General features: G+C 63.2%; 19 protein-coding genes and 1 tRNA gene. 8 read left to right on the top strand and 12 right to left on the bottom strand.

Annotated elements, in window-relative coordinates; translation table 11 throughout:
• Positions 1 to 57 precede the first annotated feature (57 nt).
• From E6C48_RS02065 to E6C48_RS02050, 4 genes are all read right to left on the bottom strand, one after another.
• On the bottom strand, positions 58 to 291 hold the full coding sequence (locus tag E6C48_RS02065) for a hypothetical protein (RefSeq protein WP_136353464.1): 234 nt from the start codon (positions 289 to 291) through the stop codon (positions 58 to 60).
• A 33-nt stretch (positions 292 to 324) separates the two neighbouring features.
• Positions 325 to 1,248 (bottom strand): hypothetical protein, encoded by a 924-nt coding sequence (locus E6C48_RS02060; protein ID WP_136353462.1) that lies wholly within the window; start codon positions 1,246 to 1,248, stop codon positions 325 to 327.
• Positions 1,239 to 1,466: a helix-turn-helix domain-containing protein gene (locus tag E6C48_RS02055; protein WP_136353460.1), complete on the bottom strand. Its 228-nt coding sequence runs from the start codon at positions 1,464 to 1,466 to the stop codon at positions 1,239 to 1,241. The genes E6C48_RS02060 and E6C48_RS02055 overlap by 10 nt, the downstream gene beginning before the upstream one ends.
• Positions 1,467 to 1,872: 406 nt before the next feature.
• A tRNA-Ser gene (locus tag E6C48_RS02050) sits at positions 1,873 to 1,962 on the bottom strand.
• Between the two features lie 171 nt (positions 1,963 to 2,133).
• Here E6C48_RS02050 and E6C48_RS22470 point away from each other — a divergent pair.
• On the top strand, positions 2,134 to 2,292 hold the full coding sequence (locus E6C48_RS22470) for a hypothetical protein (protein ID WP_168734422.1): 159 nt from the start codon (positions 2,134 to 2,136) through the stop codon (positions 2,290 to 2,292).
• Between the two features lie 120 nt (positions 2,293 to 2,412).
• Complete coding sequence (locus E6C48_RS02045; RefSeq protein ID WP_136353458.1) at positions 2,413 to 2,802, top strand: DUF930 domain-containing protein; 390 nt, start codon at positions 2,413 to 2,415, stop codon at positions 2,800 to 2,802.
• A 54-nt stretch (positions 2,803 to 2,856) separates the two neighbouring features.
• On the opposite strand, the gene E6C48_RS02040 is transcribed toward E6C48_RS02045, so the two are convergent.
• Entirely contained in the window at positions 2,857 to 3,036 is a 180-nt protein-coding gene (locus tag E6C48_RS02040) for a hypothetical protein (RefSeq protein WP_136353456.1), read from the bottom strand.
• Between the two features lie 268 nt (positions 3,037 to 3,304).
• Between E6C48_RS02040 and E6C48_RS02035 the strand changes: the two genes are divergently transcribed.
• A complete protein-coding gene (locus tag E6C48_RS02035; RefSeq protein ID WP_230978638.1) occupies positions 3,305 to 3,748 on the top strand; it encodes a hypothetical protein in 444 nt (147 codons plus the stop codon).
• Between the two features lie 42 nt (positions 3,749 to 3,790).
• Here the strand turns inward: E6C48_RS02035 and E6C48_RS02030 are convergent, their stop codons facing one another.
• Positions 3,791 to 4,069 (bottom strand): DUF4031 domain-containing protein, encoded by a 279-nt coding sequence (locus tag E6C48_RS02030; RefSeq protein WP_136353454.1) that lies wholly within the window; start codon positions 4,067 to 4,069, stop codon positions 3,791 to 3,793.
• Between the two features lie 14 nt (positions 4,070 to 4,083).
• Complete coding sequence (locus E6C48_RS02025; RefSeq protein ID WP_136353452.1) at positions 4,084 to 4,917, bottom strand: cell envelope integrity EipB family protein; 834 nt, start codon at positions 4,915 to 4,917, stop codon at positions 4,084 to 4,086.
• Positions 4,918 to 5,055: 138 nt separating this feature from the next.
• Between E6C48_RS02025 and E6C48_RS02020 the strand changes: the two genes are divergently transcribed.
• The 3 genes from E6C48_RS02020 to E6C48_RS02010 are packed head-to-tail and all read left to right on the top strand — an operon-like array spanning position 5,056 to position 7,521.
• Positions 5,056 to 5,520, top strand: coding sequence for a RidA family protein (locus E6C48_RS02020; protein ID WP_136353450.1), 465 nt, complete (start codon positions 5,056 to 5,058; stop codon positions 5,518 to 5,520).
• 5 nt (positions 5,521 to 5,525) lie between these two features.
• Positions 5,526 to 6,254, top strand: coding sequence for a glycerophosphodiester phosphodiesterase (locus E6C48_RS02015; RefSeq protein ID WP_136353448.1), 729 nt, complete (start codon positions 5,526 to 5,528; stop codon positions 6,252 to 6,254).
• Between the two features lie 49 nt (positions 6,255 to 6,303).
• Positions 6,304 to 7,521 (top strand): GNAT family N-acetyltransferase, encoded by a 1,218-nt coding sequence (locus E6C48_RS02010; protein WP_136353446.1) that lies wholly within the window; start codon positions 6,304 to 6,306, stop codon positions 7,519 to 7,521.
• A gap of 4 nt (positions 7,522 to 7,525) precedes the next feature.
• Here the strand turns inward: E6C48_RS02010 and E6C48_RS02005 are convergent, their stop codons facing one another.
• The gene (locus tag E6C48_RS02005; protein WP_136353444.1) at positions 7,526 to 7,861 is read right to left on the bottom strand and encodes a DMT family transporter; all 336 of its coding nucleotides are present in this window, start codon (positions 7,859 to 7,861) and stop codon (positions 7,526 to 7,528) included.
• Positions 7,862 to 7,966: 105 nt separating this feature from the next.
• On the opposite strand from E6C48_RS02005, the gene E6C48_RS02000 reads away from it, so the two are divergent.
• Positions 7,967 to 8,389 carry an HIT family protein gene (locus E6C48_RS02000; protein WP_136353442.1) on the top strand — a complete coding sequence of 141 codons (423 nt, stop codon included), beginning with the start codon at positions 7,967 to 7,969 and terminating at the stop codon, positions 8,387 to 8,389.
• A gap of 62 nt (positions 8,390 to 8,451) precedes the next feature.
• On the opposite strand, the gene clpA is transcribed toward E6C48_RS02000, so the two are convergent.
• The 3 genes from clpA to E6C48_RS01985 form a co-directional block, all read right to left on the bottom strand.
• On the bottom strand, positions 8,452 to 10,920 hold the full coding sequence (gene clpA, locus E6C48_RS01995) for an ATP-dependent Clp protease ATP-binding subunit ClpA (RefSeq protein ID WP_136353440.1): 2,469 nt from the start codon (positions 10,918 to 10,920) through the stop codon (positions 8,452 to 8,454).
• A 7-nt stretch (positions 10,921 to 10,927) separates the two neighbouring features.
• Positions 10,928 to 11,254 carry an ATP-dependent Clp protease adapter ClpS gene (gene clpS, locus E6C48_RS01990; protein ID WP_054310906.1) on the bottom strand — a complete coding sequence of 109 codons (327 nt, stop codon included), beginning with the start codon at positions 11,252 to 11,254 and terminating at the stop codon, positions 10,928 to 10,930.
• A gap of 264 nt (positions 11,255 to 11,518) precedes the next feature.
• The gene (locus E6C48_RS01985; RefSeq protein WP_136353438.1) at positions 11,519 to 11,848 is read right to left on the bottom strand and encodes a phasin family protein; all 330 of its coding nucleotides are present in this window, start codon (positions 11,846 to 11,848) and stop codon (positions 11,519 to 11,521) included.
• Positions 11,849 to 12,118: 270 nt separating this feature from the next.
• On the opposite strand from E6C48_RS01985, the gene E6C48_RS01980 reads away from it, so the two are divergent.
• Positions 12,119 to 13,492 (top strand): D-alanyl-D-alanine carboxypeptidase family protein, encoded by a 1,374-nt coding sequence (locus E6C48_RS01980; protein WP_136353436.1) that lies wholly within the window; start codon positions 12,119 to 12,121, stop codon positions 13,490 to 13,492.
• Between the two features lie 48 nt (positions 13,493 to 13,540).
• Here E6C48_RS01980 and E6C48_RS01975 read toward each other — a convergent pair whose 3' ends face one another.
• Positions 13,541 to 14,236: a J domain-containing protein gene (locus E6C48_RS01975; RefSeq protein ID WP_136353434.1), complete on the bottom strand. Its 696-nt coding sequence runs from the start codon at positions 14,234 to 14,236 to the stop codon at positions 13,541 to 13,543.
• Between the last annotated feature and the right edge of the window lie 92 nt (positions 14,237 to 14,328).

Below are 14,328 nucleotides of genomic sequence, written 5' to 3'. Positions count from 1 at the left end.
GATGCTTTCAATTGACGCCACTCGCCCTTGCCGGGGCGGTGGCGTTGTTATTTTCGATCATGCGTTATCGATCACAAGCCGGAGGCGTGGGCGGCGCCGACGGGCCGCGCGTGCCCGAAGCAGGATTGCCAGGCATTCGGCGTCGATCAGGATCGCGCCGCTGCTGCGATCACTGTCGAGCTTCCCGCATTGGGCCAGACTTCTGATGTAGCCAGCGCTCCAGCTGGAGCGTCTGACCGCCTCCTGGACGGCGATCAATTCGATGGACGGTGTTGTGCTGACAGCGCGCATTGGTCGTCTCCCTGTTGTCGCGAACGATCAGGTTCAACCAGCTGCGTTCGCAGTTTTAGTCCTGCTACGGGCGACACCAGGAGTTAATGCGTCCATGTCCTTCAACACCCAGGCACGCAGTCCAATGGCGGCGTCGATCGCCCGCGCAAGGTCAGCGCCCAGCAAACCGGCAAAACGCTTCCCGGCTCTCGCCTGGATGTAAAGGCGTTCAAATGATCGGGTCGGCCGGGCTATAAGGTTCTCGTACAGAGCGGGCGCCATATGCTCGTCTTCGTAACCGCGAAGAGTGGCCACCCTTCTGCCGACGATGATCCAGTCATAGAAGCCGCAGTCCCAAGCGTGCGGCAGCCCTTTCGCCCGTACGCGCTTCGTTTCACGCTGGTCTCGGGCCATCATCGTTTCGACGTCGTCAAAGATCCCATGGCTTTCGCAGGCATCGCGCACGTTCTTGATGGTCATCTTGCCACCGGCGTCGGCCCTCGAAAGGCCATCGGCCAGGTATTCTGCCGTCTGCGCATAGATGGCATTCTTGGAAGCAGTTGGGTTCCGCGCCTTGAACTCCGCGGCCACAAACGCGATGATTGCACGGCTCTGTCGCAGCGGCAGGTGCGCCGGCACTTCCCGACGCCTGTTACCCTTTCCGGGGCGCGGCTTCGCCATTTCGTCGAGCTGGTCGGCGAAATAGCGGGCTGTACGCCAGCTTTGGAATGCCGCGAATTCAACGCCGGTGAAGTAGTCGATAACGTCGGGATCGGCCGATCCTAGCCGGGCCTCCACACTGGCGCGCATCTGCGCTTTTAGCGCGGCCAGAAAGTCGGGGTCGTCGGAACTGGGCGACTTGTCGGCGTCGACCTCGCACCAGATCAGGACGCACTCGTCCAGGAACGCTTGGCGGCTCTTTGGGTGCGGGCGGAAGTAACTACCGCCGCTTCTCCGTGCGCCGGCCATCACTGCCATTCCTCAATCGTTTCGAGATAGGCAAGCAGGGAAGGTGTTCTTACGACAGATTTGCCGCCGACACGGGCGAAGGTCAGTTTGCCGCCGGCCTGAAGGCGGTAAAGGCTGGACCTGCTGATGCCGAGGAGATCAGCGGCAACGCGCAGGGGCAAAACCGGTTTTTGAGGCCATGGAATTTGAGATGCGGACTTCGCCGCCGTCAGATTTGCGTTCGTCATCGAGACGCCCTCTTTTTCAGAAGCGGGCGTAGCGGCCCGCTAGCGGTGGAAATTCGCCATTGCGGTTCGTCCTGTTCTGCTGGTTCTGCCGGTTCTACAAATCTTCAATGCAACGGTTTGCGCAATCTGGATCAATTTAGGACGGCTGGCAAGAACTAAAATTCCAGCCAAGTGTCTGAAATGTATGACATTTTGCCCCGTTGTTCGTGCTAAGTCGCTGGCCTGATTGCGGTTATTGACCTCCGCCGGGAACCTAAAAATTCTTCTTCCCAGCCTGGAGAATGTGCCGCCGGCGCTCGACGCAGATGCGCGCCGGCCGTTTCCCGCTAACGGCAGTCATAAGTTAGGGTGATTGTTGGGGCGGTGCCCCGATCAAGCCAAAATATTCAATGATTTCAACAGTAGGTGGCGGAGGGAGTGGGATTCGAACCCACGGAGACATTGCTGCCTCGCCGGTTTTCAAGACCGGTGCCTTAAACCGCTCGGCCATCCCTCCATGGTGATTTTTCAATCACCTCGGTATCCGCGACCGGACGAAATGGACCGCCCGGCGCCGGTTGACGCCGGAAATTCTCACAGCCGGGTCGCGGCCCATTGCTGTAGGCAGCGGCAGCGGCCGCGTCAACCGTCGCCGTCGCCCTCTGCGCTGCTCTGGAGCAAATGCAGATTGTCGGGATTCATCGCCGGATCGATGGCCGGAGCTGGCGAGCGCCGCCGCACCGTCCTTTTCGGTGAAGGCGCCGGTATGCAGGCCGACACAGGCGAAGAGCCGGAAAGGCTCAAGGAAAGTCAAATGGAAAGCGAAGGTTGGGCATCAAAGCGTTGATCGGTATGGGGTTTGCCACCACAATCACGAAGTCCGTTGTTTCGCCGACATGGCGACAATAGACGCTTTCCAGGCCGGCAGGATTGATCTCCGGCTCGAAATCTGGTGATTCTCCGTTCCATGAAAACGATCTGCGTCGCAGCGCTTGTCGGCCTCATGACTGTCGGTCCGGCAAGCGCGATGAGCAACACCTTGCGCACCGGCCTTCTAAAGCTCGATCCCGAAACCAGGCTCGAGCAGCGTTGCGACGCCGAAGTGCTCGACCGCATCACCCACGACGACCCGCAGTTCGAAGCCGACCGGGTGGTGGCCTACGCCTTCGCCACGCCTGAAATGCACAAGGATTCGATCCGCAGTCCCGGAGCCGCCTTCCGCAGCAAGGGCGAGTGGTACAGGCTGAAGTTTAAGTGCCGGACCGCGCCGGACCACATGACCGTGCTCGATTTCCGCTACCGCGTCGGCGAGCCGATTCCCAAGGACGAGTGGTCGAAATACAATCTCTACGATTGAGGCAACCGCCCGACCGCCGTCCTTATCGCAACGCTGGCTCTCGTGCCGTCGCGCTCAGGCTGCCGCCTGGACGATCTCGTTGTAGGCGTCGAGATCGACATAGAAGACGCGCGTGATCTCGCGGATCAGTTCGTCGTCGTCCAGACCGCGCGATTTCAGGATGTTGACGGCGGTCATGATGTCGAAGCGCTCCGTCAGCCTTTGCTTCTGGTAGTCCTCGAGAAAACGCTCCATCGGTGCCCTCCCCTGCGTCGAACCAACGCGGCTCTCGAAGGATGCTAGGAACGGGCGCTTGCGTGGAGCTTGCCGCCGCCGCTTCCTTCTCGATCTGCCCCAAACCGAACTCGGAAAAAGCGGCCGACTCACCATGACCAAGGAAAGAATAACGCAACCGGACCGGTTATGCAGGAGGCGCCGGCGGGCGAATCCTCTTGCGAAACCCTGCTTTTCAGTCCTCGATGGCGGGCGTGCCGGCTGGCGAGCCGGAAGACAGAGGAAGGCCATGCTCCGATACGGTCCCGCAACCTTGAAAGCCGCCTGCCGATTGGCTGGGACCGGCGGCGCAGCCATCCTTTTGCTGTTAGCGCAACAAGGCGGCGTCCGGGCAGGCATCGCCGACGGCACGCTACCGGACGGTTCCTACCATTGCGAGGCCTACCTGCTCGGCCTGTTCCTCGACCTTGGCACCATAACCATCAAGGGCAGGGTCTATAGCGGGCCGACCTATAGCGGCAGGGCCGCGCAGGGCTATAACTACCAGATCGACCGCAACGGAGAACTGGCCTGGCTGGGGCCGCTCGGCGGCTTCACCTCCGGCGGCAACAGCGTCTCGCTGACACAGGTGACGGCCGACGGAGACAAGGACGCCTCCTTCGATATCGTCATGCGACAGCCCGACGGCGCCTTTACCGCGGCGACCTGCACGATCCGGCCGGCCGCCGGCTGAAGCTTTTTGCCACGGAGGTTGCCGCGGACGCCGGATGCCGGCTCATGTCCGCTGCTTGCCGTTCTTCACCCGCACGCGCCGGAACACCGCCACGATCTCCTCACGGCTGCATTCGACGGCGCCCAGCCTGACGGCCCGGTCGCGCTCGAAGCCGGTGATGTCGTAGTGCGGCGCCGACGTCTTGGGCGGCCCCTGATAGGACGAGCTTTTGATCCCGAGCTGTGCGGCGAAGCGATGCAACTCATCCATGTCGTCGGCCAGCAGATGGCACCAGCGGCGGCCGGCATGATTCCAGATCGCGGCATCGACATAGACCGCCATGGCGGCTGGCGGGGCTACTGGTTGCAGGTCTTCTGCGGCGCCGGATCGAACAGCGAAAGGTTGACCAGCTTGCCCGCCATGGAAAAGTCGCCGTAGTCCATCACCATGTCGCGGGTGATGCCGTTCTCGTGCAGCTTGAAGGATATGCGGTATTCCGGCGTTTCCTCGCCGCTGTCCTTCTTGCTTTCATCGAAATAGGCGATGTCGACGGGCCAGACCTTGTCCTTGGAAAGTTTGGCCAGAACCGGAAGCTCCGGATCGTCCTTGGCGGCAGCGGCCGGCTTGCCGACCACGACGGTTGTGGTCATCACCTTGTCGGCGTCGTCCGAGCCGTCGAACAGGCTGGTCTGGTAGAAGTTCTCGCCCTTCTCCGCCTTGCCGATCATCTCGACCAGTTGCTGCGTGGGAAATTGCGTCGCCGCCAGGTCGAGGCTGGTTTTCTGCGGCTTTTCGAGCTGGACCTTGAGGCCGTTCGGCTCCTTGGTGGCCGTTCCCTTGACCTCCTTGTCGAGCGCCTGGTCGACGAAGGATTTGGTCAGGAACGAGAAGGTCTTGCCCTTCGCATCCTCGAAGGTCGTCGTCTGCTGGTCCGTCATCCGGGACGTGTCGGTCGTCGCGATCTCGGTCACCATGCGGAACTTGACGGTGTAGCCTTCGCAGGGCGAACCGTTGAATTCGTAGACCATGCGCCCGGTGATCCCGGTGATGCCGGAGCGGTCGGAAGCCTTGTCAAGCGAAAGATCGTAGACGGCGCGATGCGGCTGCAGCGGCACGACCGCCCAGGCCGACGCCGTCGGCGCGACGGCAAAGGCAACGGCGGAGAGAAAGGCAAGGCGCGGTGCGCGCATGGAGAACTCCGGTCTTGCGACTGATGGCAGCCGCCGAGGAAAGGTGGTCCAGCTTAAAAAAAGTCGTGGCGGAAGCGAGGCAAAAATAGCAATTTCAGCCCAGCCGACGCAGGCGTCATCAAGCAATAGGGAATTCACATGGGCGAAACAATCGAAAAGCGGCTGAGCGATCTGGGCATCGTCCTCCCCGCAGCAGCGGCCCCGGCCGCCAACTATGTACCGTTCGTGCGCAGCGGCAACCTTTTGTTTCCGTCCGGGCAACTGCCCATCAAGGACGGCAAGCTCGCCGTGACCGGCCTGCTCGGCCGCGACGTCGATACCGCCGGCGGGCAGGAAGCGGCGCGGCTGTGCGCCATCAATGTGCTGGCGCAGGCGAAGGCCGCGCTCGGCGACCTCGAAAAGATCCGCCGGCTGGTCAAGATCAACATCTATGTCGCCTCGACGCCGAACTTCACCGAACAGCACCTCGTCGGCAACGGCGCCTCGGACCTGTTCGCCAATGTGCTCGGCGAGCGTGGCAAGCATGCGCGCGTCGCCGTCGGCATGGCGGCCCTGCCCCTGAACGCCGCAGTCGAGGTCGAAGCCGTCCTCGAGGTCGAGTAGACAAGATGGACGACCTTTCCTGGCTGACCGCCAAGCCGGTGGCGCATCGCGGCTATCACGACCTCAACGACAGGCGCTGGGAAAACACGCTGTCAGCCTTCGCCGCCGCCGCCGAACGCGGCTACGCCATCGAATGCGACGTGCATCTGTCGGCTGACAACGTGCCGGTGGTCATCCACGACGACGATCTAAAGCGCCTGACCGGCGCCGACGGCTTCGTCTGGCAGCGCACGGTGGCCGAACTCGCCACCCTGCGCGTTGGCGGCACCGCCGACCACGTGCCGACGCTGGCAGAGGTTCTGGCGCTGGTGGCGGGGCGCGTGCCGCTGGTAGTCGAACTGAAAGGGACGCCCGGTCACGACACCGGGCTGGTGGCGAGCGTCGGGGCGCTGCTCAAGACCTACAAGGGCAAGGTTGCCATCATGTCGTTCGATCATTGGCTGATCCGCGACTTTGCCAGGGATGCGCCCGGCATTCCCGGCGGGCTGACCGCCTACGGCCGCGAAAACAAGCTGATCGAGGCGCATTTCTCCATGCTGGCGCACGATCTCGCCTTCACCTCCTATGCCGCAGGCGACCTGCCGAACCCGTTCGTGACGTTCGTGCGCGACAGGCTGAAGATGCCGGTCATCACCTGGACCATCCGCGACCAGCCGGCGATCGACATCACCTTCCGCTATGCCGACCAGATGACGTTCGAGGGCTTCGAGCCGGAGACGATGCGGCTGGCCTGATGAACGCCTCGTCTCTTGCATGGCTGCGCGGCAGGCTTAAGTAAGGCGCATGGATCAGGGCGAGGAGTCTGCGGAAGCGGGTGCGACGGGCTATGCCGTGCGTGCTGCCGCCGGCATAGGCGCCTTCACCCGCAACGAGTGGGACAATCTCGGCGGCACGACGAGAACGTCGGCGGCCGGCTACAACCCGTTCCTTTCCTTTGACTTTCTGAGTGCGTTGGAGGAGTCCGGCTGCGCCGTGCAGCGCACCGGCTGGCAAGCGCACCATCTTCGCCTGGAGAGCGGCGACGGCGGGCTGCTTGGCGCCCTGCCCTGCTACGCCAAGTCGCACAGCCAGGGTGAGTATGTCTTCGACCACGGCTGGGCCGATGCCTTCGAGCGGGCCGGCGGCAGCTACTATCCCAAGCTGCAATGCTCTGTGCCGTTCACCCCCGTCACCGGCCCGCGCCTGCTGGTCACCCGCGGTGAGGACGAGGCTTCGGTCAAGGCCGGGCTGGCGGCGGCGTTGAAGGCGGTGACGGACCGGCTCGGCGTCTCCTCCGCCCACATCACTTTCCTGCCGCAAGCCGACATGCCGGCGCTGGAACAGGCAGGCTTCCTGCATCGCACCGACAAGCAGTTCCACTTCTTCAACGAGGGTTTTACCAGCTACGACGATTTTCTCGCCACGCTCGCTTCCCGCAAGCGCAAGGCACTGAAGAAGGAGCGGCGCGAGGCGCTTGCGGGCGGCATCGCCATCGAGCGGCTGACCGGCAAGGCCATCACCGAGCGCGCCTGGGACGATTTCTTCGCCTTCTACATGGACACAGGGGGCCGCAAGTGGGGCCGCCCTTACCTCAACCGAAAATTCTTCTCACTGATCGGCGAGCGCATGGCCGACGACATCCTTCTGGTGATGGCCAAGCGCGACGGCCGCTACATCGCCGGCGCCATCAACTTCATCGGCTCGGATGCGCTCTACGGCCGCAACTGGGGCTGCATCGAGGATCATCCCTTCCTGCATTTCGAGGTCTGCTACCATCAGGCCATCGACTTCGCCATCGAGCGTGGGCTCAAGGTGGTCGAGGCGGGCGCTCAAGGAGAACACAAGCTGGCGCGCGGCTATCGCCCGGTGACCATGCATTCGGCGCATTACATCGCCCATCCCGGCCTGCGCCGCGCCGTCGCCGACTATCTCAGGCGCGAGCGTTCCGAAGTGGCCGCCATGAGCGACTATCTCGACGAGCACACGCCGTTCCGAAAGGGCGAGGCGCCCGGCATCGCCTGATGCGTCAGTGCACGACAGTCTTGGAGAACAGGTTGATGACCACGACGCCCGCCATGATCAGCCCCATGCCGACAAGCGCCGGCAGGTCGAGCTGCTGGCGGAACCACACCCAGCCGATGGCCGTAATCATGATGATGCCGGCGCCGCACCACAGCGCGTAGACGATGCCGACAGGCATCGTGCGCAGCGGCAGCGACAGGAAATAGAACGCGAGCCCGTAGCCAGCCACGGTCACCAACGATGGCGCAAGGCGCGTGAACCCCTGCGTTTCCTTCAGCGCCGTGGTCGCCAGCACCTCGAAGAAAATGGCGACCAGCAGATAAAGATAATTCCACGCCATTCGGCCTTGCCCCTCAGGTCCTGCGCACAGACGGTTTGATGCCGCGTGCCGGACGGCTATAACTCACCCATAGGACAGCGGAGCCGCAACGGCGAGAGGCAGAGAATGGCTTACGACGATACCAATATCTTCGCGAAGATCCTGCGCGGCGAGCTTCCCTCGCATCGCGTCTACGAGGACGAGGCGACGATCGCCTTCATGGACGTGATGCCGCAGGGCATCGGCCATACGCTGGTGGTGCCGAAAGCACCGTCACGCAACCTGCTCGACGCCGATCCGGCGATCTTCGGACCGCTGTTCGCGACAGTCCAGAAACTGGCCAGGGCGGTGAAGACCGCCTTCGACGCGGACGGCGTCGTCGTCATGCAGTTCAACGAAGCGGCTTCGGGCCAATCGGTCTATCACCTGCACGTCCATGTTATCCCCCGCTTCGAAGGCGTCCCGTTGAAGCCGCACACCGGCGCCATGGAAAAGCCGGAGGTGCTGGCCGCGAATGCGGAGAAGATCAGGGCCGCGTTGGCCGGGTAGCGTCCGGCGACCCGGCAACAAAAAAGCCCCGTTGCCGGGGCTTTTTCTTTGGTCGGCCTGCCTCAGTTTTTACGCGGCAGTTGCGGCACGAGGCTGCGCTTGCCGCCGTCCTTGCCCTTCGGCTCCGGCTTCTTGGCGACAGCCTTCGTGGCCGGAGCCTTCTTCGCGGAAGCCTTGCGCGCGGTCTTCGGTCGGTCGGCCGGCTCTTCCTTCTTCGGCTTCACCGGCGTCTCGTCGGCCAGCGATTCGAGCTTCAGGCCGGTCTCACCGGTTTCCTTCTTCTCGACGCCGATGCGCACCGTGCCGCCCTTCTTCAGCTTGCCGAACAGCACCTCGTCGGCCAGCGGCTTCTTGATGTGCTCCTGGATGACGCGGCCGAGCGGACGCGCGCCCATGCGCTCGTCGTAGCCCTTGTCGGCCAGCCAGGCGATCGCCTCCGGCGCCAGCTCGAAGGTCACGCCACGGTCGGCGAGCTGCGCCTCGAGCTGCATGACGAACTTCTGAACGACCTGATGCACCACCGGAACCGGCAGCGATCCGAACGGGATGATGGCGTCGAGACGGTTGCGGAACTCCGGCGTGAACAGCCGGTTGATCGCCTCGACATCGTCGCCTTCACGCTTGGTCGAGCCGAAGCCGATGGCCGCGCGCTGGGCGTCGGACGCGCCCGCATTGGTGGTCATGATGAGGATCACGTTGCGGAAATCGATCGACTTGCCGTTGTGGTCGGTCAGCTTGCCGTGGTCCATGACCTGCAACAGGATGTTGAACAGGTCCGGATGCGCCTTCTCCACCTCGTCGAGCAGCAGCACGCAATGCGGATGCTGGTCGACGCCGTCGGTCAACAGGCCGCCCTGGTCGAAGCCGACATAACCGGGAGGCGCGCCGATCAGCCGCGAGACGGTGTGGCGTTCCATGTATTCCGACATGTCAAAGCGCAACAGCTCGACGCCGAGCGAGGCGGCCAACTGCTTGGCGACCTCGGTCTTGCCGACGCCGGTCGGGCCGGAGAACAGGTAGCAGCCGATCGGCTTTTCCGGTTCGCGCAGGCCCGCCCGCGCCAGCTTGATCGCCGACGTCAGCGCGGTGATCGCCGTATCCTGGCCATAGACGACGCGCTTCAGCTCGACGTCGAGACCGGCCAGAACCTTCTCGTCATCGGCCGACACGGTCTTCGGCGGAATGCGGGCGATGGTGGCGATGGTCGCCTCGATCTCCTTGATGCCGATGGTCTTCTTGCGCTTCGGCTCGGGCAACAGCATCTGAGAGGCGCCGGTCTCGTCGATCACGTCGATCGCCTTGTCCGGCAGCTTGCGGTCGCTGATGTAGCGGGCCGACAGCTCCACCGCACCCTTGATGGCGTCGTTGGTGTACTTGACCTTGTGGAACTCCTCGAAATAGGGCTTCAGCCCCTTCATGATCTCGATGGCGTCCTCGACCGACGGCTCATTGACGTCGATCTTTTGGAAACGGCGCACGAGAGCGCGGTCCTTCTCGAAGAACTGCCGGAACTCCTTGTAGGTGGTCGAGCCGATGCAGCGGATGGCGCCCGAAGACAGGGCCGGCTTCAACAGGTTGGAGGCATCCATGGCGCCGCCGGAGGTGGCCCCTGCCCCGATCACCGTATGGATCTCGTCGATGAACAGGACGGCGCCCGGATAGTCCTCCAGTTCCTTGACGACCTGCTTCAGCCGCTCCTCGAAATCGCCGCGATAGCGCGTGCCAGCGAGCAGCGTGCCCATGTCGAGCGCGAAGATGGTGGCGTCCTGAAGCACTTCGGGAACGTCGCCCTCGACGATGCGCTTGGCCAGCCCCTCGGCGATGGCCGTCTTGCCGACGCCGGGATCGCCGACATAGAGCGGATTGTTCTTGGAGCGCCGGCACAGCACCTGGATGGTGCGGTTGATCTCCGGCCCGCGCCCGATCAGCGGGTCGATCTTGCCGGACCGCGCCTTCTGGTTGAGGTTGACGCAGTAGGCCGTCAGCGCGTCCTGCTGCTTCTTCTTGCCGCCGTCCTCTGACTGTTCGGCACCGGTTGCGCCGCCCTGCTCGTCTTCCGCGCCGCGGGGTGTGCGGTTGTCGGACGAGCCGGGCCGCTTGGCGATGCCGTGCGAGATGTAGTTGACCGCGTCGTAGCGGGTCATCTGCTGCTCTTGCAGGAAATAGGCGGCGTGGCTCTCGCGTTCGGCGAAGATGGCGACAAGCACGTTGGCGCCCGACACTTCCTCGCGGCCGGAAGACTGGACGTGGATCACGGCGCGCTGGATGACGCGCTGGAAGCCGGCGGTCGGCTTGGAATCCTCGTCATAGCCGGTGACGAGATTGTCCAGTTCGGTATCGATATAGGTCAGCACGGTCTGCTTCAGGTCGTCGAGATCGACGTTGCAGGCGCGCATGACGGCGGCCGCCTCGGTGTCGTCGATCAGCGCCAGCAGCAGGTGCTCCAGCGTTGCGTATTCATGGTGCCGTTCGTTGGCGAGCGTCAGCGCCTGGTGCAGCGCCTTCTCCAGCCCTTGCGAAAATGCAGGCATCAAATCCTCACTTCTTTTCCATCACGCATTGCAGCGGATGCTGGTTCTGTCGGGCGAAATCCATGACCTGGGACACCTTCGTCTCGGCCACTTCGTAGGTATAAACCCCGCACTCGCCCACTCCATGATTGTGGACATGGAGCATGATGCGCGTGGCAGCTTCGCGGTCCTTCTGGAAAAAACGTTCCAGCACGTGAACCACGAACTCCATCGGAGTGTAGTCGTCGTTGAGGATAAGAACCCGGTAGAGGCTGGGCTTCTTCGTCTTGGTCTTGGTGCGCGTGATGACGGCTGTTCCGCGCCCGGTACCATTACCGTCGCCGCCGTTTTGCATGCGCGATGCACTGCCCGTGACTGCCTGACCGATGCTCACGTCACCTGTTCCGATCGAATCCCCATGCGAACCCGACAACATGTAGGTGTTCGATGCTGGATTTTAAGCCCTTCTGTTTGGCTGACAATATGGCGGGTATGCCAATCCGCGTCGATTTTCGCGATCGTGATTTAAGCGGCTGCATAAACGCGAAAACCCGGCCGCGTTGCCGCCGGCCGGGTCTTCGGGCGGGCCGAAAAGGCCCGCGATCACACAGGATACTGCTTACTTCGCCTTGGCGACGAGCGACTCGAAGGGCTTGTAGGCATCGCGGGCGAGGTCGGCGTAAAGCTCGCCGAACCTGGTCGCCTCGGCGACGAAGGACTCGTAGGACTGCTTGACGTAGTCGGTCTGGATCTCGATGGCGTTCTCGAACGACTTGGCCGAGAGCAGCTTCTCGACAAAGGTCGAACCGTTCTCGAAGCTCTTCTTGGTGTAGTCGGACGCCTCGACGGCGAGCGCCTGCGCACCCTTGGAGAAGGAAGCCAGGCTGGTCAGGCCGGTGTCGGCGAATTCCTTGCCGAATTTGCTGAAGTCTTCGTAATTCTGGGTCATGTCCGTTCCTTTCGAGGTCCAGGAGACCTGTCTTGTGCAATGCCAGAAAAAATATGTTGCATTGCACAAAAAGTCAAGATGCGATCCGAAAACCCGTGGCTGCGCCGTCAATCGCTAAGATTCACATAAAGATTGGCTCGAACCCGGCAAAAATGGTGAACGCGTCGGTTACCATAAACGGATTGGTAACGTCGCCCGCGCTAGCCTGCGGCGAAAGGGAGGCAGGACCTTTGCCGCCTCCAGGGCAACGAAAATCCAAAGGAAGTAACAGTGAGTCAGGCGTTGTCGGGTATCGTTTCGAGGTCAAAGCTTTCCTTCAAGGCGTTCGTCGTCCTGGCGCTTGCGGTTACGGTCGTCGTTGCCGACGCGAGTGCCTCCATGGCTGCGAAATCCGCGGCGATCGTGGTCGACGCCAGGACCGGCAAGACACTCTACTCGAAAGATGCCAACGCCCGCCGCTATCCGGCTTCGCTGACCAAGATGATGACGCTCTACCTCACCTTCGAGGCCTTGGCGAAGGGGCGCATCAGCAAGGACACGCCGGTCGTCTTTTCGGCGAATGCTGCGGCCGAACCCCCGACCAAGCTCGGTGTCCGCAAGGGCGGCGCGGTCACCGTCGAGACGGCGATCCTGTCCATGGTGACCAAGTCGGCCAACGATTCCTCGACGGCGCTGGGCGAGATGCTCGGCGGCTCGGAGCAGAATTTTGCCCGCATGATGACGGCGAAGGCCCGCAAGCTCGGCATGAACGGCACGGTGTTCCGCAACGCCAACGGCCTGCCCGATCCGGGCCAGTTCACCACCGCGCGCGACATGGCGGTCCTCGGCATCGCGCTGCGCGAGCATTTCCCGCAGTATTACGGCTATTTCTCGCAGCGCTCGTTCCGATACGGCAAGCGCGTCATCAACGGGCATAATCGCCTGCTCGGCCGCATCAAGGGCGTGGACGGCATCAAGACCGGCTACACCCGCGCCTCCGGCTACAACCTGGTCAGTTCCGTCGCAATCGACGGGCGTCGCCTGGTCGCCGTCGTCATGGGCGGCAAGAGCGGCCGTTCACGCGACGATCAGATGGCAAGCCTGATCCACACCTACCTGCCGAAGGCCAGCAAGCGCGGCGGTGGCGAACTGATCGCAAGGAACGACTCGGCCGAACCGATGGCGGTGGCCGAGGCGACCGGGGAAGAGACAATCGAGGCTCCGGCCAAGCCGATGGTGGCTGCCCTCCTGCCCAAGCGCCATGCGCCGACGCCCGATCCCAAGCCGGTCGCCGCGACCGAGGCCGTGAATGCCGTGGCCGAAACCACGGTCACCGCGCCGGAAGCCAAGACCGCCACGATGACCGCTTACGCCGAGGCAACCCAGGTCGATCCACTGGCGACGTCCTCCGTCGCCGCCGGCAGCTGGGTCGTGCAGGTCGCGTCCGCTCCCACGCAGGACGGTGCGAAGGCTTTCCTCGACAAGGCGACGAAGCAGGCGCCACGCGCGCTGGCGGATGCCTCCGGCTTCACCGTCGCTTTCGAGAAGGGCGGCGTGACCTATTACCGTGCGCGCTTCGGCGGCTTCGGCTCCAAGAACGCCGCCCGCAACGCCTGTGGCGCGCTGAAGAAGAAAAACATCGACTGCTATGCCGTGCAGCAATAGCCGGCGGTCGATGCCGTCTCCAGGAACTGTATCTGCGTCGAAGGAGAATTAGCCGTGATCGGAGAGAAGAACGTCCTTGGCTTCGTCGATGCGCGCCGCCAGGAAAGACGAACGTTCGACGTCGGGGTTCAGGCGCTGCATCAGGCGGCGGTGCGCCTTGCGGATATCCGCCGCGGCGGCTCCCGCCTGAAGACCAAGGACCTTGTAGGCCTCCTCCTTAGTCATGGTGCGCGTACGTGGCGCAACGCCCAGCCCTTCGCCGTCGTCCGCATGCGCGTCGTGGCGCCAGACGGGAAACCGGCCGTCAAGATACGTCTCTAGAAGGCGTACGCTGTCGGGGTCCGGGGCCAGTTCGCGATAGACCACGCGCAACTCCTCCAGCCCCATCGATCCCAGCGTCTTGCCTTCCGCGCTGCCGGCCAGAACCAGCCCTTCCAGCGCTCCGGTATCGTGATCGAGTTCCATTTCGAGTGCCGCCGTACGCACCATGGAACGGCGGCTGGAAAGCGGCGTCGCGCGGCGGCGGTGTCGCGACAGGGTCCACCAGGCAAGCGCGGCCAGAAGAGCGGGTGCAGCGAGCGCGACACGCCCGCTGAATGCGGTCGCCGCGCCGGCCAAGGCAAGGATCGCAGGTCCCACAGCCCTGAAACTGTCCGCCAGTCGTTGCGGATCGGCCCGCAAAAACAGCGCGAGCCCACCCAGGAGCACGCCAAGCAGGGCGACGATTGCCATCAACAGGGTCATTTCTCTCCCGTTGTCCTCCAACGACCGACAAGGATAGAACCACTTCACCGGCGTCGGCAATGCGGACGACCGACGCAGGGTCCTGCTATCGC

Origin of the sequence: Ollibium composti (assembly GCF_004801285.1) — a bacterium.
Lineage (GTDB): Bacteria > Pseudomonadota > Alphaproteobacteria > Rhizobiales > Rhizobiaceae > Mesorhizobium > Mesorhizobium composti.
The sequence above is the reverse complement of the archived record's forward strand: the minus strand, read 5'-3'. Positions and strand labels throughout refer to the sequence as shown.

Bases quoted from the DNA above. Each gene is read 5' to 3' on its own strand.
- E6C48_RS02065 (WP_136353464.1), bottom strand. From the start codon at position 291: ATGCGCGCTGTCAGCACAACACCGTCCATCGAATTGATCGCCGTCCAG.
- E6C48_RS02060 (WP_136353462.1), bottom strand. From the start codon at position 1,248: ATGGCAGTGATGGCCGGCGCACGGAGAAGCGGCGGTAGTTACTTCCGC.
- E6C48_RS02055 (WP_136353460.1), bottom strand. From the start codon at position 1,466: ATGACGAACGCAAATCTGACGGCGGCGAAGTCCGCATCTCAAATTCCA.
- E6C48_RS02045 (WP_136353458.1), top strand. From the start codon at position 2,413: ATGAAAACGATCTGCGTCGCAGCGCTTGTCGGCCTCATGACTGTCGGT.
- E6C48_RS02040 (WP_136353456.1), bottom strand. From the start codon at position 3,036: ATGGAGCGTTTTCTCGAGGACTACCAGAAGCAAAGGCTGACGGAGCGC.
- E6C48_RS02035 (WP_230978638.1), top strand. From the start codon at position 3,305: ATGCTCCGATACGGTCCCGCAACCTTGAAAGCCGCCTGCCGATTGGCT.
- E6C48_RS02030 (WP_136353454.1), bottom strand. From the start codon at position 4,069: ATGGCGGTCTATGTCGATGCCGCGATCTGGAATCATGCCGGCCGCCGC.
- E6C48_RS02025 (WP_136353452.1), bottom strand. From the start codon at position 4,917: ATGCGCGCACCGCGCCTTGCCTTTCTCTCCGCCGTTGCCTTTGCCGTC.
- E6C48_RS02020 (WP_136353450.1), top strand. From the start codon at position 5,056: ATGGGCGAAACAATCGAAAAGCGGCTGAGCGATCTGGGCATCGTCCTC.
- E6C48_RS02015 (WP_136353448.1), top strand. From the start codon at position 5,526: ATGGACGACCTTTCCTGGCTGACCGCCAAGCCGGTGGCGCATCGCGGC.
- E6C48_RS02010 (WP_136353446.1), top strand. From the start codon at position 6,304: ATGGATCAGGGCGAGGAGTCTGCGGAAGCGGGTGCGACGGGCTATGCC.
- E6C48_RS02005 (WP_136353444.1), bottom strand. From the start codon at position 7,861: ATGGCGTGGAATTATCTTTATCTGCTGGTCGCCATTTTCTTCGAGGTG.
- E6C48_RS02000 (WP_136353442.1), top strand. From the start codon at position 7,967: ATGGCTTACGACGATACCAATATCTTCGCGAAGATCCTGCGCGGCGAG.
- clpA (WP_136353440.1), bottom strand. From the start codon at position 10,920: ATGCCTGCATTTTCGCAAGGGCTGGAGAAGGCGCTGCACCAGGCGCTG.
- clpS (WP_054310906.1), bottom strand. From the start codon at position 11,254: ATGCAAAACGGCGGCGACGGTAATGGTACCGGGCGCGGAACAGCCGTC.
- E6C48_RS01985 (WP_136353438.1), bottom strand. From the start codon at position 11,848: ATGACCCAGAATTACGAAGACTTCAGCAAATTCGGCAAGGAATTCGCC.
- E6C48_RS01975 (WP_136353434.1), bottom strand. From the start codon at position 14,236: ATGACCCTGTTGATGGCAATCGTCGCCCTGCTTGGCGTGCTCCTGGGT.